Consider the following 21,838-nt stretch of genomic DNA (forward strand, 5'->3'; position numbering starts at 1 on the left):
CAATTACGTCGGATTCGACTACGTCCGAATCCACTCGGAATTGCTAAAGTCTGTGCCAAACCAAAATTAACGCATATTAACCCGTAACTGACGGTTATACGAGACCGTTAGCAATAATTAAGAATAGATATGAACCCATCAACATTACAAACTATTTGTCAAATAATTATCGTAATTGGAATTTTATTTACCGCCTTAGGCGGATATGGCTCCTATCATTTCGGGAAAGAAATTGAAAATAAAAAAATTACTCAAGAACAAATTGAACAACAAAACGAAAGACTAGAAATAGTCAGCCTATTAAGAAAGCATACTGAAAGAATTAAAGCTATTCGAGATATATTACTATTCGATATGTATTTTACAGCTGTTACCCAAAACAATGGAGCAGTTGAGTGGCCAAAATCTATAGAAGGAAGTTCTTTTGAAAATTATTATCCTGATCAAGATAGTATCAAAAAATTGACGGATAATATCCCCTTAAACAAAATAAGGTTTGAAGAAAAGAATTGGATTTATCGACTTGATAGAGTTAAAAATCAAACAATACCACTTTGTGAATCGACTCTTAAACTAAGTAATTATTTAACTGCAAACGAAACAAGTCTAATTGGACAATTGATGACTTGTGATTTATTTGCCAAATTAGAGGATCACAAAAAGACTTTAGAATCAGGTACAAAAATTGCAAACGAAAACATCACTTTTCTTGAACCTGAAATCAGAGAGTATCTGATGTTGACCGAAAAGGTAGATAAAGAAATACTAAAAGAAATAACAAATAAATAATATTTCTCAACTAACTATCGCTAACAAGGTGTATAATTAATTGCGGCTGAATTCCCTCACCGGAAACTCAATCTTATTAATTATCTTTCCGCAACATCGGAAAACGACTCGCGTCCTTTTCCCGCAAAAAATCATACAGATATACGTTAATGCAAAATCTTAAACAGCAATTCTTTTAAAATATCAGCATGGGTTTGGTTAGCACCAACCCCTTTGCTTTTTACATCAGCATCGCGTAATAAAGCAATAATTTGCGATACTTTTCGCATCGGGTAGTTACGAGCTGCATTAACATAGTCATCCACAAAATATGGGTTTACCCCTAAGCTTTTGGCCACTGAAGCTTTCGATTTGTCTTTTAATCCGTGGTACATTAATAATTGCGTAAAAAAGCTATTTAGTAAAGAAATTGTCATCACTAACGGGTTATTTTTTGGGTTCTGCGCAAAATAATTGATAATTCTGTTCGCTTTTACAACATCTCGCTGCCCAACAGCTTTACGCAACTCAAAATTGTTAAAGTCTTTAGAAATCCCAATGTTTTCTTCAATATGCTTATCGGCAATAATCGTTTCAGCAGGCAATACCGAAGTCAGTTTATCCAGCTCATTGCTAATTTTACTTAAATCCGTTCCTAAAAACTCTACTAGCATTTGCGAAGCTTTCGGTTCAATAGTAAACTTTTTACCGCCTAATACTTGACGAATCCAATCCGCTACCTGATTGTCGTATAGTTTTTTACTCTCGTAAATAAGTCCGTTTTTAGCAATTGCTTTGTAGGCTTTTTTACGTTTATCAAGCTTTTTGTATTTATAGTTAAACACCAACACCGTACTCGGTTGCGGATTCTCTGCATAACTCTCTATCTTTTCGATAGAACGACTTAAATCTTGAGCTTCTTTAACAATAATCACCTGCTTTTCTGCCATCATCGGAAAGCGTTTTGCAGACGATACAATTTCTTCTATCGACACATCACGACCGTACATAACTACTTGATTGAATCCTTTTTCAGCTTCATCCAATACATTGTCTTCGATATACTCTGAAATTTTATCAATGTAATACGGTTCTTCTCCCATTAAAAAATAAATGGGTTTAATGTTACCTCCTTTTATATCGGATATGATAGATTTAATTTCGTTCATTTATGCTTTTCTATCTTTTTTTAGTGTTGATGAATTAAAATGCCATTATTATGTTTCTTTTATTTCGAGAAACAGATTACTTTACTGCGTTCGCAATGACAATAACTATAACGTCATAGCGAGGAGTGATAATGACGTGGCTATCTCTTTTTCAATTAACAGATTGCTCACAATGACCTATAATTTTCTTACTTTTGGTATATGCAAAAGCTCAACCTTCCTAGCTATACATTCAAGCTCAAAAGTAACGAAAATAAGACGCTTATTTTTGATAATTTGAGAAAAAAATATGTGGTATTAACTCCAGAAGAATGGGTACGTCAGCATTTTGCACAATGGATGATTCAAGAGAAAAACTATCCTATTTCGTTAATTGCTATTGAAAAACAGTTGGTTATTAACAACCTTAAAAAACGTACCGATATTGTGGTTTTTTCTTCGGAAGGACATCCGAATATTATTGTGGAATGTAAAGCTCCGCATATAAAAATCACACAAGATACGTTTGATCAAATTGCACGTTACAACCTAAAACTAAACGCCAATTTTCTTATAGTTACCAACGGACTGCAACACTTTTTTTGCAAGCTAGATAAAGAAAATGAAACCTATGTTTTTTTAAGAGATATTCCTGAGTATTTATAAGTATATAAAATTTTTTCGACAGAACTCGTCATTACGAAAGAGGTTATGGCTAAAGTAATCTAACTATCAACAGACAGATTGCTTCACTACCGTTCGCAATGACGACAATTATAAAGTCATAGTGAGGAGTTATAATGACGTGGCTATCTCTATCAAAAAAATTGCTTCACTAGCGTTCGCAATGACAATAACTATAACGTCATAGCGAGGAGTTATGATGACGTGGCTATCTTTATCTAAGTAAAGAGATTGCTTCACTACCGTTCGCAATTACGGGAAGTTTTTAACCTAATTTCATTAATAAACTGTAAATTTGCCATCTTGAAAACAGCCATCGTCATACTAAACTGGAACGGAAAACAATTGCTTGAGCAATTTTTACCTTCTGTAGTAAATTTTAGCTCACAAGAAGCTGAAGTGTATGTAGCTGACAATGCTTCTACCGATGATTCTATTGAGTTTGTACGAGAACATTTTCCAACCGTAAAAATTGTTCAGAACCTTGAAAATGGTGGCTATGCAAAAGGCTACAACGATGCCTTACAACATATTGAGGCTGACATATATTGCTTGGTAAATTCTGATATTGAAGTTACTCAGAATTGGTTAGTTCCTATTATTGATACTTTTAAAAGAGAGCCTAATACTGCAATTATTCAACCTAAAATCTTAGATTTTAAAGACAAAACCAAGTTTGAATATGCTGGTGCTGCAGGTGGTTTTATTGATGCTTTTGGATACCCGTATTGTCGTGGTCGTTTATTTAATGACTTAGAAACTGACAACGGACAGTACAACGATATTACTGAGATTTTTTGGGCATCAGGAGCTTGTTTTTTTATCCGTTCAGAAGTATTTCATCAACTTAATGGATTTGACGAGGACTTTTTTGCTCATCAAGAAGAAATCGATTTGTGCTGGCGTGCTAAAAATAGTGGACATACCATAAAATATGTGGGAGATTCCACTGTGTATCATGTAGGTGGTGCTACATTAGATACTTTAAATCCTAGAAAAACGTTTTTAAACTTTAGAAACAGTTTACTAAACTTAACTAAAAATTTACCTGCTTCTAAATTATTACCTATTATCTTTTCTCGCTTAGTATTGGATGGATTAGCAGGAATCAAGTTTTTATTGGAAGGAAAGCCAACACATTTATTAGCTATTTTAAAAGCTCATTTTAGCTTTTATGCACATTTCCTTAAGTTCATCAAAAAAAGAAAGGGATTCTCAAAGAAGTCAAGCTATTTTTTACATAAGTCGGTAGTTTGGCAATATTATGCAAAGGGAAGAAAATTATTCAATCAGTTGAAGTAGTTTACAAAACATCTAAACTACCTTTTCCTTCACGAATTACTTCAGGTTCATCAGTCGTTAAATCAATAACTGTAGATGCGTGGTTATCTCCATAACCTCCATCAACCACAACATCAACTATATTTTGCCATTTTTCAAAAATCAATTCAGGATCGGTTGTGTATTCTAAAATCTCATCTTCATCATGAATAGAAGTTGACACAATAGGGTTTCCTAACGCTTGCACAATAGTTCTTGCTATATTGTTATCAGGAATACGAATACCAACCGTTTTTCGCTTTTTGTACGCTTTTGGTAACGAATTGCTACCTGGTAACACAAACGTGTAAGGTCCTGGTAAAGCTCTTTTTAATATTTTGTATGTAGCTGTATCAATCTGTTTAACGTAGTCTGACAAGTGGCTTAAATCGTTACAAACAAACGAAAAGTTTGCTTTTTCGGGCTTAACGCCTTTAATTTTTGCGACTTTATCTAATGCTTTTGAGTTTGTGATGTCACAACCCAATCCGTAAACCGTATCAGTTGGATAAATTATCAATCCGCCTGCTTGTAAAACTTTTACAATTTTTTCTATCTCTCGCGGATTCGGATTGTCGTTATACAGTTTTATAAATTGTGCCATGATTTAGTAATTGTCAAAATCAAAATCGTCTAAACTTTCAAAATCATTAAACTCATCGTCAAATTCTTCGTCTAAATCTGATGAAATATCTTCTGCTTTAAACTCTTTTTCAGGAGCTTCTTCAGGAATTTGACCTATCTCTAATATAGTTTTTGCTTCAGCAATTGTTTCATCAGATTCTTCAATAACTTCTACGTAAAAAGTCCACATTTGTAAAAAATCGTAAACGTAAATTAATTTATCGTTTACCTCTGGCAATGTTTCATTTAAAATACAAGTAGCCATTGAAGTACCTTCACCTGCTTCAGCCATATTAAACAACGGAATTTCTTCTCCTTGATTCCAATCTTCATCGGTACGGTAAAAAGATGCCATTTCTTGTCCGTCAAAACCAAACGCTTTTGCAATATCAAAATGTAAGTTTTCTAACGAAGCTTTTTCATTTACCTTTAAGGTTCTTATCACATCTTCTTTTGTATCTAAAATTACACGTACTTTATACATTCTATCGTTTTTAATCCATGCAAAAATACGTATTTTTGAATGATAATTACAGTAAAATGAACAAGCAAGAATCTCTTACCATCCTTAACAGTTACAACAAAAACACCTTAATGGAAACTTTAGAAATTGAGTTTATCGATTTGGGTGATGATTATATAACTGCTAAAATGCCTGTAACCTCAAAAGTGCATCAACCATACGGAATTTTACACGGTGGTGCCACTGCTGCCTTAGCTGAATCGGTAGGAAGTTGTGCTTCTGCGTTCTTTTTAAGAGATTCTAACAAAATAATTAACGGTATAGAACTCAGTATTAACCACGTAAAAAGCAAAAAAGAAGGTGAAGTTTTCGCTACCGCTAAAGCTATTCATAAAGGAAGAACAACGCATTTATGGGAAGTTAGAATTGTAGATGAAGACAATAATTTAATTTCTCTTTGTAAAATAACCAACATTATTTTAGATAAGAAATAGTATGAAATTGCTAAAGAAAATTTTTAAAATTTTAGCAGCAGTAATTACTGTAATCTTTCTTGTTTTATACTTTTTATTTTGGAATTTTACCGCTCCAAAATCTGATAAAGAAGTACTCAACAAGTTTAAAAACAGTTCCGTTATCCCTATTCTTTCTTATCAAAATTTCAACGGATTCACATACAGAAAACTTTCCATAGAAAAAGATTCCACCTTACCTACGCTAGTTTTTGTTCACGGAACTATAGGTTCTTCTACCGATTTTATCGAGTACATGAAAGACAGCTTACTTTTAAGCAAAGTAAATATGATTTCTTATGACAGAATTGGATATAATTACAACGACAAAAACTCAGTACAAGAAAGTATTGCTTTTGAACGAGACATGTTGCAAGACATTATAAAAAACATTCGTTCTTCTAAAATAATTGTCGTTGGCTATTCTTATGGCGGACCTATTGCTTTAGCACTTCAACAAAAAGTTGATAAAGTAATATTATTAGCGCCAGCTGTTTATAGCAAAGTAGAACCAATGCCTTGGGCTCTAAACTTATACAAATGGAAACTTACCAGATGGCTCATACCACCTATTTGGAGAAAAGCTAGCAAAGAGAAATTATCACACAAACAAGATTTACAACAGTTTGAAAACAACTGGAAATCTACCCCAAACGCTATAGTTAGTATCCACGGAACCAGCGACTGGATTGTTCCTTATGAAAACTCAAAATTCTTACAACAGCAGTTTCCTAAAAACCAGTTCGAATTAATTAGCATTAAAGATGCGGGTCATGGATTTATTTGGAGTAAATTTGACACCCTTAAACAACATTTAATACAACAGTTAGATTGAGTATTTTTTCAACTATAAAAGAAGCTTTAGAAAAGCAACTTCCTTTTGTTGCTTACAAAAAACCTGATAGTCCACACTTAAAGGGATGGTTTCAGCAAAATGACAAGTTAATTACTTCGGAAAATTTTAATGAAAGTGGATTCATTTTCGCTCCGTTTGATAGTAATGAAGATGCTATTCTTATTCCCGAAGAACAATCTGCCTATTTTGAAGAACAAGTAAGTACATATAACATTGATTTAGAGAGTAAGATTCAGGCTTCTGAAACTTCTTCTAAAGAAAATCACATTCAACTTGTTGAAAAAGGAATAGCAGCTATAAAAAACAATCAGTTTAAAAAAGTAGTACTTTCTAGAAAAGAAGAAATAAAACAAACCAACTTCGATATTATTGAAACCTTCCAAAAGCTTCTTAACAACTATCCTACCGCTTTTGTGTATGTTTGGTTTCATCCAAAAGTTGGCATGTGGTTAGGTGCAACACCTGAAACTTTAGTAAGTATTCAACAGAAAAGTTTTACTACAATGGCTTTGGCAGGAACTCAAGTTTACGATGAGAGCATTGATGTTACTTGGCAACCGAAAGAAATTGAGGAACAACAATTTGTAACTGATTATATTACCGATAGACTTTCTGAAATTTGCACAACAATTTCAACTTCAAAAACCGAAACTATCAAAGCTGGTAATTTACTACACCTTAGAACGATTATTAATGGCAAACTTAAAGCAGATAATACTTCTCTGATAAAAACCTTACACCCAACCCCTGCAGTTTGTGGACTTCCTTTAGAAGCTTCAAAAAAATTTATTTTGCACAATGAAAATTACCACAGAAGCTTTTATACTGGCTTTTTAGGCGAGTTAAACCTAAATTTAAAAGAAAGTAACTTGTTTGTTAATTTACGTTGCATGGAGGTGAGGAATGAATCGGTTTGTATTTATGTTGGTGGAGGCATCACTAAAGACAGCGATTCTTTAAAAGAATGGCAAGAAACAGTAGCCAAAACCTCTACGATGAAAAAAGTTTTGTAAGGAAAAACACTTTTGTTTTAATAATATTTTAACTCAAATTTACACAACATTCTGTAAATCAGCTATTTTTTTTCGTATATTTAGGTAAACTCAAAAAAGTATTTTCTATGAAACAAAAATTACTCAGAGTTAACCAGTACGGGGATAAGCTTAACAGTAAAGTAGGTAGAACGTTTACGTATAAGCAACTGGTTGAATTCGCTTCAAAATTACCTAACAAGATTAAATCACTTATTTAAAAAATAAAAACCACCAATTGCTGTGTAACAATGGCGGTTTTTGTGTGTAAATTGAATTTGAATTGATTTTTTTTGGCACTAACCAAACTCTAAACACAAACATTTTTTTGTGTTTAGGGTTGTGCTAAACAGTTTTCTTCTGTTTAAATATCTTCAAACGAAACATCAGTAAAACTTTCAGTAGAAGTAGCTTCAGTAGCTACACCTTCTTCTCTTTTGTAGTCTTTTTGGTGACGCTCACTTATAACTTCTGAACCTTTTTCGTTTACAATATAATCTGTTGCTTTGTTCAACATTTCTGTAAAGTCTTCAAAATCTTCTTTGTATAAGTAAATTTTATGTTTTTGATAATGGAAAGAACCATCATCGTGCGTAAATTTTTTACTTTCAGTTACTGTTAAATAATAATCATCTGCTTTTGTAGATCTAACGTCAAAAAAATACGTTCTTCTTCCTGCTCTTAAAACTTGTGAAAAGATTTCTTCTTGTTCTACTCTCTCGCTCATAATTCGACTAAATAATAGTTGTTTGCTTAAAATTTCTCAACAAATCTAACAAAATATTTTACTTGGCAATACGAAACCCTATATTTCTTTTTCTAAAAGTTGTTGTTCGTATAACTCTTTATAATATCCTTTTTCTTTTATTAATTGATTATGAACACCTTGCTGAACAATCTTTCCATCATCTAACACAATAATTTTATCAGCATTTTTTGCTGAGGACACCCTATGACTAATAATTATTGTTGTTTTATCACTTGAAACACGCTCTAAATTTGATAAAATTCTCTCTTCAGTTTCTGTATCTACCGCTGATAAACAATCATCAAAAATTAAAATTTTAGGATTTTTAATAATCGCTCTAGCTATTGAAGTACGCTGTTTCTGCCCTCCAGAAAGCGTTACTCCTCGCTCACCTAAAATCGTTTTGTACCCTTCTTTAAAGTCTATAATATTTTCGTGAATTACTGCATTTTTAGCCGCTTCAATAATTTCTTCCTCTGTAGCATCCCCTTTTCCAAACTTGATATTATTTTCAATAGTATCAGAAAACAAAAATGGTTCTTGCGGCACAAAGCCTATTTGATTCCTTACATCATACAAATTGCAGGTTGTAATATCTTCTCCATCAATTAAAACCGTTCCACTAGTCGTGTCATATAAACGTGAAATTAAATTAATAATAGATGATTTTCCGCTTCCTGTTTTTCCTAAAACTGCTAAAGTTTCACCTTTTTCAACTTTAAAACTGATGTCTTTAAGAGCTTTAATATTAGTATCTTCATAAGTTAACGATACATTTTTAAACTCTATTTCTCCTTGAACTTCTGTTTCTTTAGAGTTGATATTTTGTATTTCTGGAACATGCTGTAAAAACTCATTAATTCTTTCTTGCGATGCTTCAGCTTGCTGTACCATAGAAGTTACCCATCCAACCACCGCAACTGGCCACGTTAAAATATTTACGTACATTATAAATGCCCCAATAGCCCCAACTTGAATTTCTCCATTTATATATAATGTACCACCAACATACAAAACGATAATATTACTTATACCGATTAACAAAATCATTAACGGGAAAAATAGCGCTTGAACTTTATATAAATCGATGTTCTTTTCTTTATTGAGATCAGCTAATTCATCAAAGTTTTTAATCACTTCTTTTTCGATAGCATACGATTTTACAATGTTTATTCCAGAGAAAAACTCTTGATTAAATGTTGTTAATTTTGATAAATACTGTTGCACAATTGTGCTTCGCTTATTAATCTGTTTGCTTAAAATAAAAACGGATACAGACAGTACTGGAAACGGTATCATTGTATACAGTGTAAGTTTTGGAGAGATTGCATACATCTGGGTAAACCCAATAATAAACGACACCAACATATTTAAGGAATACATAATAGACGGACCAACATACATACGCACTTTTGACACATCTTCACTTATACGATTCATTAAATCACCCGTTCTATTTTGTTTATAAAAGTTGAGTGATAATCGTTGATATTGCTGATAAATCTCATTTTTAAGATCAAACTCTATCATTCGAGACATTACAATAATGGTTTGACGCATTAAAAAAGTGAAGAAACCACCTAGTAGAGTTACCCCTATAATCAATAAAATATTATTTAAAAGAATATCTTTTACTTCAGATAGCTCGGTGATTTTACCCAATTGATAATCTTCAACCACATTTAAAGAATCACCAACAAGATCGGGGATTCTCAGCATAAATATCTTAGCTAATACCGTTATGAATATCCCTAGTAATAACCTCCACTTGTATTTTAAAAAATACTTATTTAAATGTTGTAATGCTTTCAATTATACTTCTTTAAAAAATTAAACTTTAAAAAGACTTCTTGTTAAAGATACCATAAATTAGACACCTTTTTTTGCTTATGTTTTAACGATTTCTTACTTTTGCACTCGAATTTTTGAGATTGCTAAAAACAACTCAAATTAAAAAACAACTAAAAATGACATCAGAAATCATTGATACTAAAGATCTTAAGAACGACCCAGTGTTTGGTCAGTTATCTTTTGACAATCACGAGCAAATCGTTTTTTGCAACGACGAAGATACAGGTTTAAAAGCAATTATAGGTATTCATAACACAACTTTAGGACCAGCTTTAGGTGGTACTAGAATGTGGCAATATAAAAGTGAATGGGATGCTTTAAATGATGTATTACGTTTATCTCGTGGTATGACATATAAATCTGCAATTACAGGTTTAAACCTTGGTGGTGGTAAAGCAGTTATTATTGGTGATGCTAAAACTCAAAAAAACGACGCATTAATGCGTAAGTTTGGTGAGTTTGTAAACTCTTTAAGCGGAAAATATATTACTGCTGAAGATGTTGGAATGGAAACTCGTGATATGGATGTTATTCGTGAAGTAACTCCACACGTTACTGGTGTTTCAGAAGCAATTGGTGGATCCGGAAACCCATCTCCTGTTACTGCTTATGGAGTGTATATGGGAATGAAAGCTGCTGCTAAATACAAATTTGGAACTGATAATTTAGAAGGAAAAAAAGTATTAGTACAAGGTGTTGGTCATGTAGGTGAAACTTTAGTAAAACACATTACTGATGAAGGCGCTCAAGTAATTTTAAACGACATTAACGAAGCTCGTTTAGAAGAATTAAGCAAAAAATACGGAGCTAACGTAGTGTTAGGAAATGATATTTACGGATTAGATTTAGATATTTATGCTCCTTGTGCTTTAGGTGCTACAATTAACGATGCTAGTATTGCTCAATTAAAAGCTAAAGTAATTGCTGGTGCTGCTAACAACCAATTAGCAAACGAGTTAAAACACGGTACAATGTTAAAGGAAAAAGGAATTGCTTATGCTCCTGATTTCTTAATTAACGCTGGTGGTATTATCAATGTATATGCTGAAGTTGTTGGATATGACAAAGCTGAAAGCCTAAAAAGAACTGAAAACATTTACAATACTACTTTAGAGATTTTCAATTTATCAGAAAAAGAAAATATCACTACACATCAAGCTGCTTTTAATATTGCACAAGCAAGAATTGACGCTCGTAAAAAAGAGCAAAATAGCTAGATAAAAAATAAAAAAGTTTTACTTTTGCAGAGCGTTAGAAAATAGTTTCTATCGCTCTTTTTTTTAAAGTTCTTTAGAATGATTAACAGAAGACATATTCGTGTTAAAGTAATGCAGTCGATTTATGCGATGCAACAATCGCATAGCGATGATTTAGTGAAAGAAGAAAAATTCTTAAAACACAGCATTCAAAAAATGTACGACTTGTACGTTTTAAATCTTCAATTATTAGTTGAAGTTCAAAAATTAGCTCGAAAAAGAATTGAGCTTTCAAAAAAGAAAATTCTTGCTACAAAAGAAGAACTAAACCCAAATACAAAATTTATCGACAACAAATTATTAAACTTACTTAACGAAAGTGTGAGTTTAGAAGGATATGTTGAACTTAATAAATTAAACTATTGGGATCTTGACGATGAGTATATAAAAATCTTATTAGATGAGTTACAAAAGAGTGACATGTATGCAAAATATATGGATACCGTTGAAGACTCTTTTAATGTAGACAGAGCTTTTGTTATTGATTTTTTCAGAGAAATAGTTGCCCCTAACGAAAAGTTAGCAGACTATTTTGAAGATAAAATGATTTCTTGGATTGACGATATTCCATTCGTAAATACATGGATTTTAAAAACTTTAAACAAACAAAAAGCTAATAAACCTTTTATTTTAGGAAGTTTATATAAGGACAGTGATGATCAAAAATTTGTAGCAGATTTATTCAACAAAACTATGTTGAATCAGCACAAATACGAAGAAGACATCAAAGAAAAAACTCCTAACTGGGAAGCTGATAGAATTGCAGACATTGATATGATTATCATAAAGATGGCAATTACTGAATTCTTACATTTTGCATCTATACCAAGTAGAGTATCAATAAATGAATATATTGAAGTTGCTAAAGATTATTCAACCAACAAAAGTGGGTACTTTATCAACGGAGTATTAGATAAATTAGCAAAAGACTATTTAGCATCTAACAAGATGGTTAAAATAGGTAGAGGTTTATTATAAATTATTATTTTTACAACAAAACTAAAAACATTTACAATGAAGAAAATAGCAGTAGCATTAGCATTTATGGTTTCAGCAGGATTATTAGTTTCTTGCGGACAAGGAAATGCTTCATCTAAAGTAAAAAAAGAAAACGTTGAAAACGCTGAAAAAAGAGACAACTCAATTAGCCAAGGTGCCCCAGTTATTTCTTTTGACAAAGAGGAATACGATTTTGGTACTGTTAAAGAAGGGGAAGTTGTTGAAACTACTTTCATAGTAACTAACACAGGTAAAAGTGATTTAGTAATCACCAACGCACAAGCAAGTTGTGGGTGTACTGTTCCTAATTGGCCTAAAGAACCAATTGCACCAGGTAAAACAGGTGAAATTAAAGTTTCTTTTAATACTAGTGGTAAGCCTAATAAACAATCAAAGTCTATTACACTTACTACTAATACTGAAAAAGGTAGAGAAATTCTTAAAATTTCAGGAATGGTAACTCCTAAAAACAAAGAAGCATAATGTTTACAACAATCTTTTTACAAGCTGGTTCTCAAGAAAGCTTAATGAGTATGCTTCCTTTTGTAGCTATGATTGCTGTTTTTTACTTTTTAATTATTCGTCCGCAAATGAGACGTCAAAAAAAGGAAAAACAATTTCAAGCTGAAATTAAAAAAGGAGCTAAAATTATTACCACTAGTGGTATTCATGGTAAAATTGTTGAACTTAACGACAACGACAATACAGTTACTATTGAAACTGGTGCTGGCAAGATTAAGTTTGAGCGTTCGGCAATTTCTATGGAATTAAGTAAAAAATACAGTACTGATAGTAAAAACTAACAGTTACATTTTATATAAAAAAGTGAGCTACATAGCTCACTTTTTTGTTTTTTATGTAGATTGCATTTATAAAAACAATCATTGAAAAATAAAATAAACATACCTAAAACCTTTTTCGGTTTTTTAACTGCCTCAATATTTTTTTGGCTTCTAATAAACCTATCAAAAGAATACAATTCTACAGTTCAATACGATTTAGAATACACTCAGTTACCACAACAAAAAACACTAATTGAAACTCCTTTTAAAAAAATTACTATAAACGTAAAAAGTAGTGGTTATAATTTATTGACGTCTAGTATTAACCACAAACCGATTACCTTACAACTAAACAAAGCAATTAAAAAAAGAGGAAACAACTATTACTTCTTATCTAAAAACATACTTTCTGACGTACAAAATCAATTAAAATCAGGTATTCAACTAATCAATATTCAACAAGACACAATACCTTTAACTATTGGTACTTTAAACTCTAAAAAAGTGCCTATAAAACCTAATACAAACATCACTTTTCAATTAGGTTATGATTTATCAAAACCTATCAATACAATTCCTGATAGTGTTTTAATTTCAGGTGATGAAAACGACATTAATAAAATTCAGTTTTTAGAGTTACAAAAAACTTCTTTAGAAAACATTTCTAAAAACACAAATACTACTTCAGCTATTGTGTTTCCTGAAGGAATAAAACTTAAAAGCAGTCATCAATCTGCTCAAATAGAGCTGTCAGTTGATAAATTTACTGAAGGAGAAATAGAAGTTCCTGTTTTTGTAAAAAACGCCCCAAAAGGCATCAATATATTTCCTAAAAAAGTAAAAATAATTTATAAGGTAGGACTTAAGAACTTCAACAGTATAACTCCCGATTTATTTAAAATTGAATGTGACTATTTAGAGTCAACCAAAAAGGAATTAAACTATTTAATTCCAAAGCTAAAAGAGTTTCCCGAGCAAATTTCGACAGTTAGAATTGTTCCTAAAAAAATTGATTTCTTAATTTATGAATAACATGGTAGTAGGATTAACTGGCGGAATAGGTAGCGGAAAATCTACCATCGTTACAATGTTTTCAGAATTTGAAAATATTGCAATTTACATTGCCGATGATGAAGCAAAAAAACTAATGCATACTTCTAACGAAATCAAAACCCAATTAATCTCAGAATTTGGAAGCGAAACTTATATTAATAACGAATTAAACAGACCTTATTTAGCTTCAATCGTTTTTAAAAACAAAGAAAAACTAGCGATTTTAAACGCTATTGTACATCCTGTTGTAAATCAACACTTACAAAATTTCATAAAAGAAAACTCAAGCAAAGCATACATTTTATACGAAAACGCAATTCTTTTTGAAAACGGTAGCGATTCTTTTTGTGATAAAATCATAACAGTTACCGCTCCAGAATCAATAAGAATAAATAGAGTTCTAAAAAGAGATAGTTCTACTATCGAAGAAGTAAAAAACAGAATTAAAAATCAATGGAGTGAGGCTAAAAAAACACTACAATCTCACTATATAATTGAAAATCTTATACTTACACAAACCAAAAAGCAAGTATTAAAGATTCATAATTCTTTAACAAAAAGCTACAGCTGATTTACATTTAATTAACCATAAATGTTAAAAGACTCTTAATTTTATAGTAACTTTGTTAATCTAAGTTAAAACATTATACGCCTACATTTTATTAATTTATTTTTGAATAATGGGTAAGAAAATTTTTATTCTCATTGTTATTTTAATGAGTATTTCTTTAATAGGAATTATTTCAGTTCAGGTGTACTGGATTAAAGATGCCATTAAAAATAAACAAGAACAATTTAAGAATAATGTAACCATTGCTTTAGCTCGCACCTCTGAGAATATTAAAGAAAGAGAGTACAACGAGTTTGCGCAGAATTATAAAGAGTTCTTTGAAAATAATAAGTTTAGAACTGATGCTGAATTAAAAACATTTTTATTTCAACAAATTGATACAGCTAGCAAGACTAAATTTACCTTTGGAAGCTCAATTTTAGAAGAAAGAATAAAACTTCCAGGTGAGTTTGTAGATAACGATTCTATTATCATGAAACGTTATTCTGGTAAAGAAGACATTATGTTTTCTCAAATAATGAAATCTAGTAATCAAGATTTTAAATCTTCAGTAAACGAAAGTCGTTATTCAATTTTTAGAGATTATTCTTCATGGAATAATAAAGAAATTGCACGTGCTTTCCGTCAGAGTAAAAATATTTTTATTCCAATTCATCAACGAATTAGTAATAAAGAGCTAAACAACAGATTAAAAGAAGAGTTTGCTAGAATGAACATAACTCAAGACTTTAAATACGTTGTTTATGAAGACGGATTAGCAACACAGTTAAAATCAGGATATTTCAATATTCAACCAGAAGACATCAACTATCCGTTGCTTGAAGATGATGAAGGAAACAGCAAGTACAAGCTATACATTAAGTTTCCAAACGAACGTAAAAATTTATTATCAGGAATGATGAAGGTACTGATACTTTCTTTATTTTTTATAGGAATTATCATTGCTGCTTTTTCAACATCATTATATCAGTTAATACGTCAAAAAAAGATTTCTGAAATAAAAACAGATTTCATTAATAATATGACACATGAGTTTAAAACACCTATTGCAACTATTAATCTTGCTTTAGATGCAATTAAAAACCCAAAAATCATATCAGACGAAGAAAAAATAAAAAGGTACGTGCAAATGATTCGTGATGAAAATAAACGAATGCACGGTCAGGTAGAAAATGTATTGCGAATTTCAAGACTTGAGAAAAATCAGCTTGATATTAGTAAGGATGCAGTTGATATGCACGACATTATAGAAGAAGCAATTGAGCATATTCAACTATTAACCGACGATAAAAAAGGAAGTGTTACCACACATTTCGAAGCTATTTCAACAGAAATATTAGGAAATCAATTCCATATTACAAATGTGGTGGTTAACATGTTAGAAAACGCATTAAAATATTCAGAAAAAGCCCCTAAAATTGATGTTTTTACTGAAAACACAAATAAATACTTTATCTTTAAGATAAAAGATGAAGGTATAGGAATGAGTAGAAATGCTCAAAAATATGTGTTCGATAAATTTTATAGAGAACACAAAGGAAACATTCACAATGTGAAAGGACACGGACTAGGTTTAGCTTATGTAAAAGAGATTATAGACAACCACCACGGTACCGTTCATGTTGAGAGTGAGAAAGGCAAAGGAAGCACGTTTACAGTTAAATTACCATTAATATAAAAGATTAAGAAATGGGAAGTAAAAAAATACTATTAGTAGAAGATGATCCAAACTTCGGAACAGTTCTAAAAGATTATTTAGCATTGAACGATTACAATGTTACACATGCTAAAGACGGAATAGATGGTTTAATTATGTTTAAAAATGCAGAATACGATTTATGTATTTTAGATGTAATGATGCCAAGAAAAGATGGTTTTTCTTTAGCTGAAGACATTCGTGCTACAAACAAAGAAATTCCAATTATTTTCTTAACTGCTAAAACATTAAAAGAAGATGTTTTAAAAGGATATCAAGTTGGTGCTGATGATTATTTGAATAAACCTTTCGATTCTGAAGTTTTATTACACAAAATCAAAGCAATATTACAACGTAAAGAAACTGAAAAGACAAATGATAGCGATGAGTTTGAATTTAAAATTGGAGGATTTGACTTCAACTCTAAACTTCGTCATTTATCATACAAAGGTGGTGAAGCTCAAAAATTATCACCAAAAGAAAGTAAATTATTACGAATGTTAGCTATTCATAAAAACGATTTAATGCCTCGTGAATTGGCATTAACTAAAATATGGAGAGATGACAACTACTTTACTTCTCGAAGTATGGACGTTTATATTGCTAAACTTCGTAAATACCTAAAAAGTGATGAAGATGTTGAAATTTTAAACATTCATGGTGAAGGGTTTAGACTAATAGACAATAAATAAGAGTAAAAAAACACAATCATATCAAAAGACTTTCTTTAAAAAGAAAGTCTTTTCTTTTTTTATACCTTGTAACAATAATTTATATCAGTCGTCAAATATATATAATCAACAAAACCAAAAAAGCTTGGAAACAATTTTATCTATTCAAAACCTCGATAAAAAATACGGAAAAGTTCATGCGGTAAACAATCTTTCTTTTGATATTCAAAAAGGAAATGTTTACGGAATTTTAGGACCGAACGGAAGTGGAAAATCTACCACTTTAGGTATTATTTTAAATGTAGTTAATAAAACCTCAGGAAACTTTAGCTGGTTCGACGGGAAGTTGTCAACACATGAAGCATTAAAAAAAGTAGGGGCTATTATCGAGCGTCCTAACTTTTATCCTTACATGACTGCCGTTCAAAACTTAGAACTTATTTGTAAAATAAAAGGTGTTTCAAAAGATAAAATTGAAGAAAAACTAAAAGTTGTAAATCTTTACGATCGTAGAAATAGTAAATTTAAAACTTACTCTTTAGGAATGAAGCAACGTTTAGCAATAGCTTCTGCCCTATTAAACGATCCAGAAATTTTAATTCTAGATGAACCTACTAACGGATTAGATCCTCAAGGGATTCATGAAATTCGTCAAATAATTAAAGATATAGCTAAAAACGGAACCACAATTTTATTAGCTTCTCACCTACTCGATGAAGTTGAAAAAGTTTGCTCTCACGTTGTAGTTATTAGAAACGGAGTAAAACTTTACAGTGGTCGTGTTGATGAAATGACTGCTTCTAACGGATTTTTTGAACTTCAAGCTGAAAATCAAGAAAAATTAATACAGTTATTAGAAAATCACACAGCTATTGGAAATATTAAAGAAGAAAACGGAATTCTTGTTGCCAATTTAGCAACAGAATTAACCGCTTCTGAAATTAACAAATTCCTTTTTGATAACGATGTATCTCTTTCTCATTTAGTAAAGCGTAAACCAAGTTTAGAGCAACAATTTTTAGATTTAACCAACAACAACTAACCTCATATTTATGTTACGATTAATACAAATCGAATTTCACAAGCTTAGGCACAACAGAGCAAGTAAAGTTCTTTCAATTATATACTTCGGGCTTTTAACTTCTATTGCGCTTATTGCTGCAATTAAGTTTGATATAGGTCCAATCAAATTTCACTTAGCAGATCAAGGAATTTTCAACTTTCCTTACATATGGCATTTTAACACCTATATGGCTGCTATTTTTAAGTTTTTCTTATTGTTGGTAATAGTATCAATGATGTCAAATGAATACAGTTATAAAACCTTAAAGCAAAATTTAATTGATGGATTAAGTAAAAAAGAATTCATCCTTTCAAAATTCTATACAGTTATTGTTTTTTCAGCAGTTTCTACAATTTTTGTTTTTGGAGTTTCACTAGTTTTAGGTTTAATTTATTCTGATTTCAATGAAATTTCTATTATTTTTTCCAATTTGGAATATCTATTCGCATTCTTCATAAAATTAGTAGGCTTCTTTTCCTTTGGATTATTTTTAGGAATTTTAATTAAACGCTCAGCATTTGCTGTTGCTGCAATGATTGTTTGGTTAATTATTGAGAGTATTATCAAAGGACTTTTATACTGGAATTACAGAAATATTACTACAGGAATTGATGAAGCTGTTAGTTCTATTATGCAGTTTTTTCCTTTAGAAGCGATGGCAAATTTAATTAAGGAACCTTTTTCTAGATTAGGTGCTGTTAAATCTGTAGCAAGTCAAATCGGAGAAAATTTCACAAAAGACTACTCTGTAGGAGTTCTTAACGTGGTAATCGTATTAGTTTGGACTACAATTTTTATTTATTCATCATATGCTTTGTTAAAAAAACGAGATTTATAGAGGGTTTTATGTACTTTAGTTGTTTTATTATTTAGATAAAACTTTTCATAGATGATAAAACAACTATTGTTTGCTCTTTGTATTATAACTTCTATTTCACTTTATAGCCAAAAAGAGGCTAATATTTGGTATTTTGGAAGGAATGCAGGTATTGATTTTAATTCAGGAACACCAGTAGCATTAAATGATGGTTTATTAAATACTGATGAAGGATGTTCTACTATTTCTGATGAAAACGGAAACTTATTATTCTATTCTGATGGAATAAATGTGTGGACAAAAAACCATGAGTTAATGAAATACTCAGATGGTAGGTTAGCTAATAATTTACAAGGTAATCCATCAAGTACTCAATCAGGATTAATAGTCCCAAATCCTGAGGATAGTAATATTTATTACATTTTTACTGTAGGAACAAATTTTATTGGAACAGGTAGTGGCTACCCCAATAATCCAGGATTTAACTTTTATACAATTGATGTTTCTAAAGGCACAGGAGGAGAAATTATTTCTGGCCCAATAAATTTAGCTGACGGAAAAGATTTTTCATGGTCTGAAAAAGTTACAGCTGTACAAGGTAAAGACTGTTCTGAAATATGGGTTCTATCCATAGTTCAAAATACTTTTTATGCATATAAGATTGATAAAACAGGTGTAGATTTTTCTAATCCTATTACTTCTGCCTCTTCCTATTTTTTATCAGACAAAAGAGGTTACTTAAAAGTATCTCCAGATGGAACTAAAGTTGCCTTAGCCGATTATACAAGCGATGGCAGCGGTCGTTTAGTTTTATTTAATTTTGATAACTCAACAGGAAAAATCACTTCTAACGGAGAAATTTTAACTAATGGTTCTTCAGATGGAGCTCCATATGGAGTAGAATTCTCGCAACAATCAACAAAACTATATTCTTCATTATACCATCCTGACAGTAATTCTTTTAGAATTTTTCAATATGATTTGCTAGATAGAGATATAGCACAAACAAAAACTCAAGTATGGAGTGAATCTGGTTTTAGAGGAGCTCTTCAATTAGGTATTGATGGAAGAATATATGCTTCTATCCCAGGGAAATCATATTTAGGAGCAATTGAAAACCCAGAAGATAATGCTTCTGATATTCGTTTCACTTCCAATGCTGTAAGTTTAGGAAGTAAAATTTCTTCACAAGGGCTTCCACCGTTTATTCAATCATTTTTTGCTCCCGTTAAACTAATTAACATAGCTACTAATGAGGTGTTAAACAACAGTAATCAAGTATTTTGTATTGGTGACTCATATACTATAGAACCTGAAAAAAATGATCCTTTAGACACATATACTTGGTTTAAAGATGGTACTCAAATAGCTTCTACTAGAAGCTTAACAGTTGACAACACAAATCATGGAAGTGGACTGTATGAAGTAAAAATTGAATCAGCTAGTGAATGTAAAAAAACTTTCACAGGTAAAGTTCAAATTACTTTCGAACCTAAACCTGTTATAAACACAATTTCAACATACGTTCAATGTGATTTCGATAGTAATCCAATAGACGGATTTACTTCTTTTAACCTTGAATTACTTGAAGCTGATTTAGTAAACAACTCTACCGACTTAACTATAGAGTTTTTTGAAAATTCTGATAGTAGTTTTTCTACACCACTAAATAAAAACAATTATACAAATACAATTGCAACCAACCATTCAGTAACCGTCAAAATAACTAATAACACTACAAAATGCTACCAAACAGATGTAATCAATTTACAAGTTAATCCTACAGGCTTAACATCCTACAGCGACGAATATGTTTGCGAACTTGATGAGAATGCTACGATTCCAAATGCAAAATTTAGTACTGGTTCAAACAATAGCTATTTTGACTTTTCTATTAAAACTCAACAAATAATAAGTAATTCGGATGGTGCATTATCTGAAACCTCTCATGATTTTCAATATTATAGAACAACAGAAGATGCTTCTTTACAAGTAAATCAAATTCTACCTCCATATGAAGATGATATATTCATCAATAATTCTGATGTTTTTGTTCGAATTTCAAATAAAGGAGCTAACTCTTGTGAAGCCGTTGGTAATTTTAAAATCTTTGTTGAAAAAATTCCTGAACCACAGGGTAACTTAGAAGGGCTTATACTCTGTGTAGACAATCCAAGGTTAACACCACAACCACACACGATTACCTTAAATGCAGATACAGGTAACTCTTCGGATATATACAAATGGTATTTAAATGGTTCTTTGATTATTGGAGCAAATTCAGCAGCTTATAATGCTAATTCGGCTGGAGAATATAAAGTTGAAGCATACAGAAAACATCCAAATATTGATATTCCATGTCTTGGCTATAATACATTTATTGTAAAAGAATCTAACCAAGCATTAATTGTTAACATTAAATCGGTTGACGATCAAGATAATTTAGACAACAATAAAATTGAAGTTACTGTTGAAGGTATCGGAGACTATGAATACGCTTTGAACAGCACTAATTTGAGTGATTTTGTAAAAGGAGATGAAAACTTAAACTATACTTTCACAAATATTCCTCCAGGTCTAAATTCTATTTCCATTAGAGATCGTAATGGTTGTGGAATAGTAACCTCTAATCAAATTTCAACTATTTATTTTCAACGTCATTTTACACCAAATGGAGATGGGAAAAATGACACTTGGAGAGTTTTAGGCGTTGATAATGATTATTACCAACTCGTAAAAGTCCAAATTTTTGATAGACACGGAAAATTAATAAATGAAATAACTGATAAAAATCACCCTGGTTGGAATGGAATCTATAATGGTACCATTTTACCAACAAACGATTATTGGTATAATGCAGAACTATTAGATATTAACAAAAAAATTCGTAAAAAAACCGGACACTTTACTTTATTAAGAAAATAA

The 21,838-nt window shown here is 31.1% G+C and carries 22 protein-coding genes; 17 read left to right on the forward strand and 5 right to left on the reverse strand.

Features of this window, described 5'->3' with window-relative positions:
* Positions 1 to 129 precede the first annotated feature (129 nt).
* Positions 130 to 789 (forward strand): hypothetical protein, encoded by a 660-nt coding sequence (locus ACKTST_RS08665; protein ID WP_408047367.1) that lies wholly within the window; start codon positions 130 to 132, stop codon positions 787 to 789.
* A 146-nt stretch (positions 790 to 935) separates the two neighbouring features.
* On the opposite strand, the gene holA is transcribed toward ACKTST_RS08665, so the two are convergent.
* Positions 936 to 1,937 carry a DNA polymerase III subunit delta gene (gene holA, locus ACKTST_RS08670; protein ID WP_408047368.1) on the reverse strand — a complete coding sequence of 334 codons (1,002 nt, stop codon included), beginning with the start codon at positions 1,935 to 1,937 and terminating at the stop codon, positions 936 to 938.
* A 201-nt stretch (positions 1,938 to 2,138) separates the two neighbouring features.
* On the opposite strand from holA, the gene ACKTST_RS08675 reads away from it, so the two are divergent.
* Together ACKTST_RS08675 and ACKTST_RS08680 are read left to right on the forward strand one after the other, a co-directional pair.
* The gene (locus ACKTST_RS08675) at positions 2,139 to 2,582 is read left to right on the forward strand and encodes a type I restriction enzyme HsdR N-terminal domain-containing protein (protein ID WP_408047369.1); all 444 of its coding nucleotides are present in this window, start codon (positions 2,139 to 2,141) and stop codon (positions 2,580 to 2,582) included.
* A gap of 321 nt (positions 2,583 to 2,903) precedes the next feature.
* Positions 2,904 to 3,902 (forward strand): glycosyltransferase family 2 protein, encoded by a 999-nt coding sequence (locus ACKTST_RS08680; RefSeq protein WP_408047370.1) that lies wholly within the window; start codon positions 2,904 to 2,906, stop codon positions 3,900 to 3,902.
* A gap of 1 nt (position 3,903) precedes the next feature.
* On the opposite strand, the gene ACKTST_RS08685 is transcribed toward ACKTST_RS08680, so the two are convergent.
* On the reverse strand, positions 3,904 to 4,524 hold the full coding sequence (locus tag ACKTST_RS08685; RefSeq protein ID WP_408047371.1) for an L-threonylcarbamoyladenylate synthase: 621 nt from the start codon (positions 4,522 to 4,524) through the stop codon (positions 3,904 to 3,906).
* Between the two features lie 3 nt (positions 4,525 to 4,527).
* Positions 4,528 to 5,028 carry an IS1096 element passenger TnpR family protein gene (locus ACKTST_RS08690; protein WP_408047372.1) on the reverse strand — a complete coding sequence of 167 codons (501 nt, stop codon included), beginning with the start codon at positions 5,026 to 5,028 and terminating at the stop codon, positions 4,528 to 4,530.
* Positions 5,029 to 5,084: 56 nt separating this feature from the next.
* Between ACKTST_RS08690 and ACKTST_RS08695 the strand changes: the two genes are divergently transcribed.
* The 3 genes from ACKTST_RS08695 to ACKTST_RS08705 are packed head-to-tail and all read left to right on the forward strand — an operon-like array spanning position 5,085 to position 7,388.
* A complete protein-coding gene (locus ACKTST_RS08695) occupies positions 5,085 to 5,501 on the forward strand; it encodes a PaaI family thioesterase (RefSeq protein ID WP_408047373.1) in 417 nt (138 codons plus the stop codon).
* A 1-nt stretch (position 5,502) separates the two neighbouring features.
* Positions 5,503 to 6,354, forward strand: coding sequence for an alpha/beta fold hydrolase (locus ACKTST_RS08700; RefSeq protein WP_408047374.1), 852 nt, complete (start codon positions 5,503 to 5,505; stop codon positions 6,352 to 6,354).
* The gene (locus ACKTST_RS08705; protein ID WP_408047375.1) at positions 6,351 to 7,388 is read left to right on the forward strand and encodes an isochorismate synthase; all 1,038 of its coding nucleotides are present in this window, start codon (positions 6,351 to 6,353) and stop codon (positions 7,386 to 7,388) included. Before ACKTST_RS08700 ends, ACKTST_RS08705 begins: the two co-directional genes overlap by 4 nt.
* 382 nt (positions 7,389 to 7,770) lie before the next feature.
* On the opposite strand, the gene ACKTST_RS08710 is transcribed toward ACKTST_RS08705, so the two are convergent.
* Positions 7,771 to 8,133 carry a PUR family DNA/RNA-binding protein gene (locus ACKTST_RS08710; protein WP_408047376.1) on the reverse strand — a complete coding sequence of 121 codons (363 nt, stop codon included), beginning with the start codon at positions 8,131 to 8,133 and terminating at the stop codon, positions 7,771 to 7,773.
* A gap of 78 nt (positions 8,134 to 8,211) precedes the next feature.
* Positions 8,212 to 9,966: an ABC transporter ATP-binding protein gene (locus tag ACKTST_RS08715; protein WP_408047377.1), complete on the reverse strand. Its 1,755-nt coding sequence runs from the start codon at positions 9,964 to 9,966 to the stop codon at positions 8,212 to 8,214.
* Positions 9,967 to 10,121: 155 nt separating this feature from the next.
* Here ACKTST_RS08715 and ACKTST_RS08720 point away from each other — a divergent pair, with 155 nt between their 5' ends.
* From ACKTST_RS08720 to ACKTST_RS08770, 11 genes are all read left to right on the forward strand, one after another.
* Entirely contained in the window at positions 10,122 to 11,222 is a 1,101-nt protein-coding gene (locus ACKTST_RS08720) for a Glu/Leu/Phe/Val family dehydrogenase (RefSeq protein ID WP_408047378.1), read from the forward strand.
* Between the two features lie 78 nt (positions 11,223 to 11,300).
* Entirely contained in the window at positions 11,301 to 12,239 is a 939-nt protein-coding gene (gene nusB / locus ACKTST_RS08725; protein ID WP_408047379.1) for a transcription antitermination factor NusB, read from the forward strand.
* A gap of 36 nt (positions 12,240 to 12,275) precedes the next feature.
* Positions 12,276 to 12,743 carry a DUF1573 domain-containing protein gene (locus tag ACKTST_RS08730; RefSeq protein WP_408047380.1) on the forward strand — a complete coding sequence of 156 codons (468 nt, stop codon included), beginning with the start codon at positions 12,276 to 12,278 and terminating at the stop codon, positions 12,741 to 12,743.
* Positions 12,743 to 13,063, forward strand: a complete 321-nt coding sequence (gene yajC, locus ACKTST_RS08735) for a preprotein translocase subunit YajC (protein ID WP_408047381.1) — start codon at positions 12,743 to 12,745, stop codon at positions 13,061 to 13,063. The genes ACKTST_RS08730 and yajC overlap by 1 nt, the downstream gene beginning before the upstream one ends.
* Before the next feature lie 81 nt (positions 13,064 to 13,144).
* Positions 13,145 to 14,074: a YbbR-like domain-containing protein gene (locus ACKTST_RS08740; RefSeq protein WP_408047382.1), complete on the forward strand. Its 930-nt coding sequence runs from the start codon at positions 13,145 to 13,147 to the stop codon at positions 14,072 to 14,074.
* A complete protein-coding gene (gene coaE, locus ACKTST_RS08745; protein WP_408047383.1) occupies positions 14,067 to 14,666 on the forward strand; it encodes a dephospho-CoA kinase in 600 nt (199 codons plus the stop codon). Before ACKTST_RS08740 ends, coaE begins: the two co-directional genes overlap by 8 nt.
* 109 nt (positions 14,667 to 14,775) lie before the next feature.
* Complete coding sequence (locus ACKTST_RS08750) at positions 14,776 to 16,344, forward strand: sensor histidine kinase (RefSeq protein ID WP_408047384.1); 1,569 nt, start codon at positions 14,776 to 14,778, stop codon at positions 16,342 to 16,344.
* A gap of 11 nt (positions 16,345 to 16,355) precedes the next feature.
* Positions 16,356 to 17,054, forward strand: a complete 699-nt coding sequence (locus ACKTST_RS08755; protein WP_408047385.1) for a response regulator transcription factor — start codon at positions 16,356 to 16,358, stop codon at positions 17,052 to 17,054.
* A 124-nt stretch (positions 17,055 to 17,178) separates the two neighbouring features.
* Positions 17,179 to 18,075 (forward strand): ABC transporter ATP-binding protein, encoded by an 897-nt coding sequence (locus ACKTST_RS08760; RefSeq protein WP_408047386.1) that lies wholly within the window; start codon positions 17,179 to 17,181, stop codon positions 18,073 to 18,075.
* Positions 18,076 to 18,085: 10 nt separating this feature from the next.
* On the forward strand, positions 18,086 to 18,934 hold the full coding sequence (locus ACKTST_RS08765; RefSeq protein ID WP_408047387.1) for an ABC transporter permease: 849 nt from the start codon (positions 18,086 to 18,088) through the stop codon (positions 18,932 to 18,934).
* Positions 18,935 to 18,985: 51 nt separating this feature from the next.
* Positions 18,986 to 21,838: a T9SS type B sorting domain-containing protein gene (locus tag ACKTST_RS08770; protein WP_408047388.1), complete on the forward strand. Its 2,853-nt coding sequence runs from the start codon at positions 18,986 to 18,988 to the stop codon at positions 21,836 to 21,838.

This window comes from Tenacibaculum crassostreae (assembly GCF_964512405.1).
GTDB lineage: Bacteria > Bacteroidota > Bacteroidia > Flavobacteriales > Flavobacteriaceae > Polaribacter > Polaribacter crassostreae.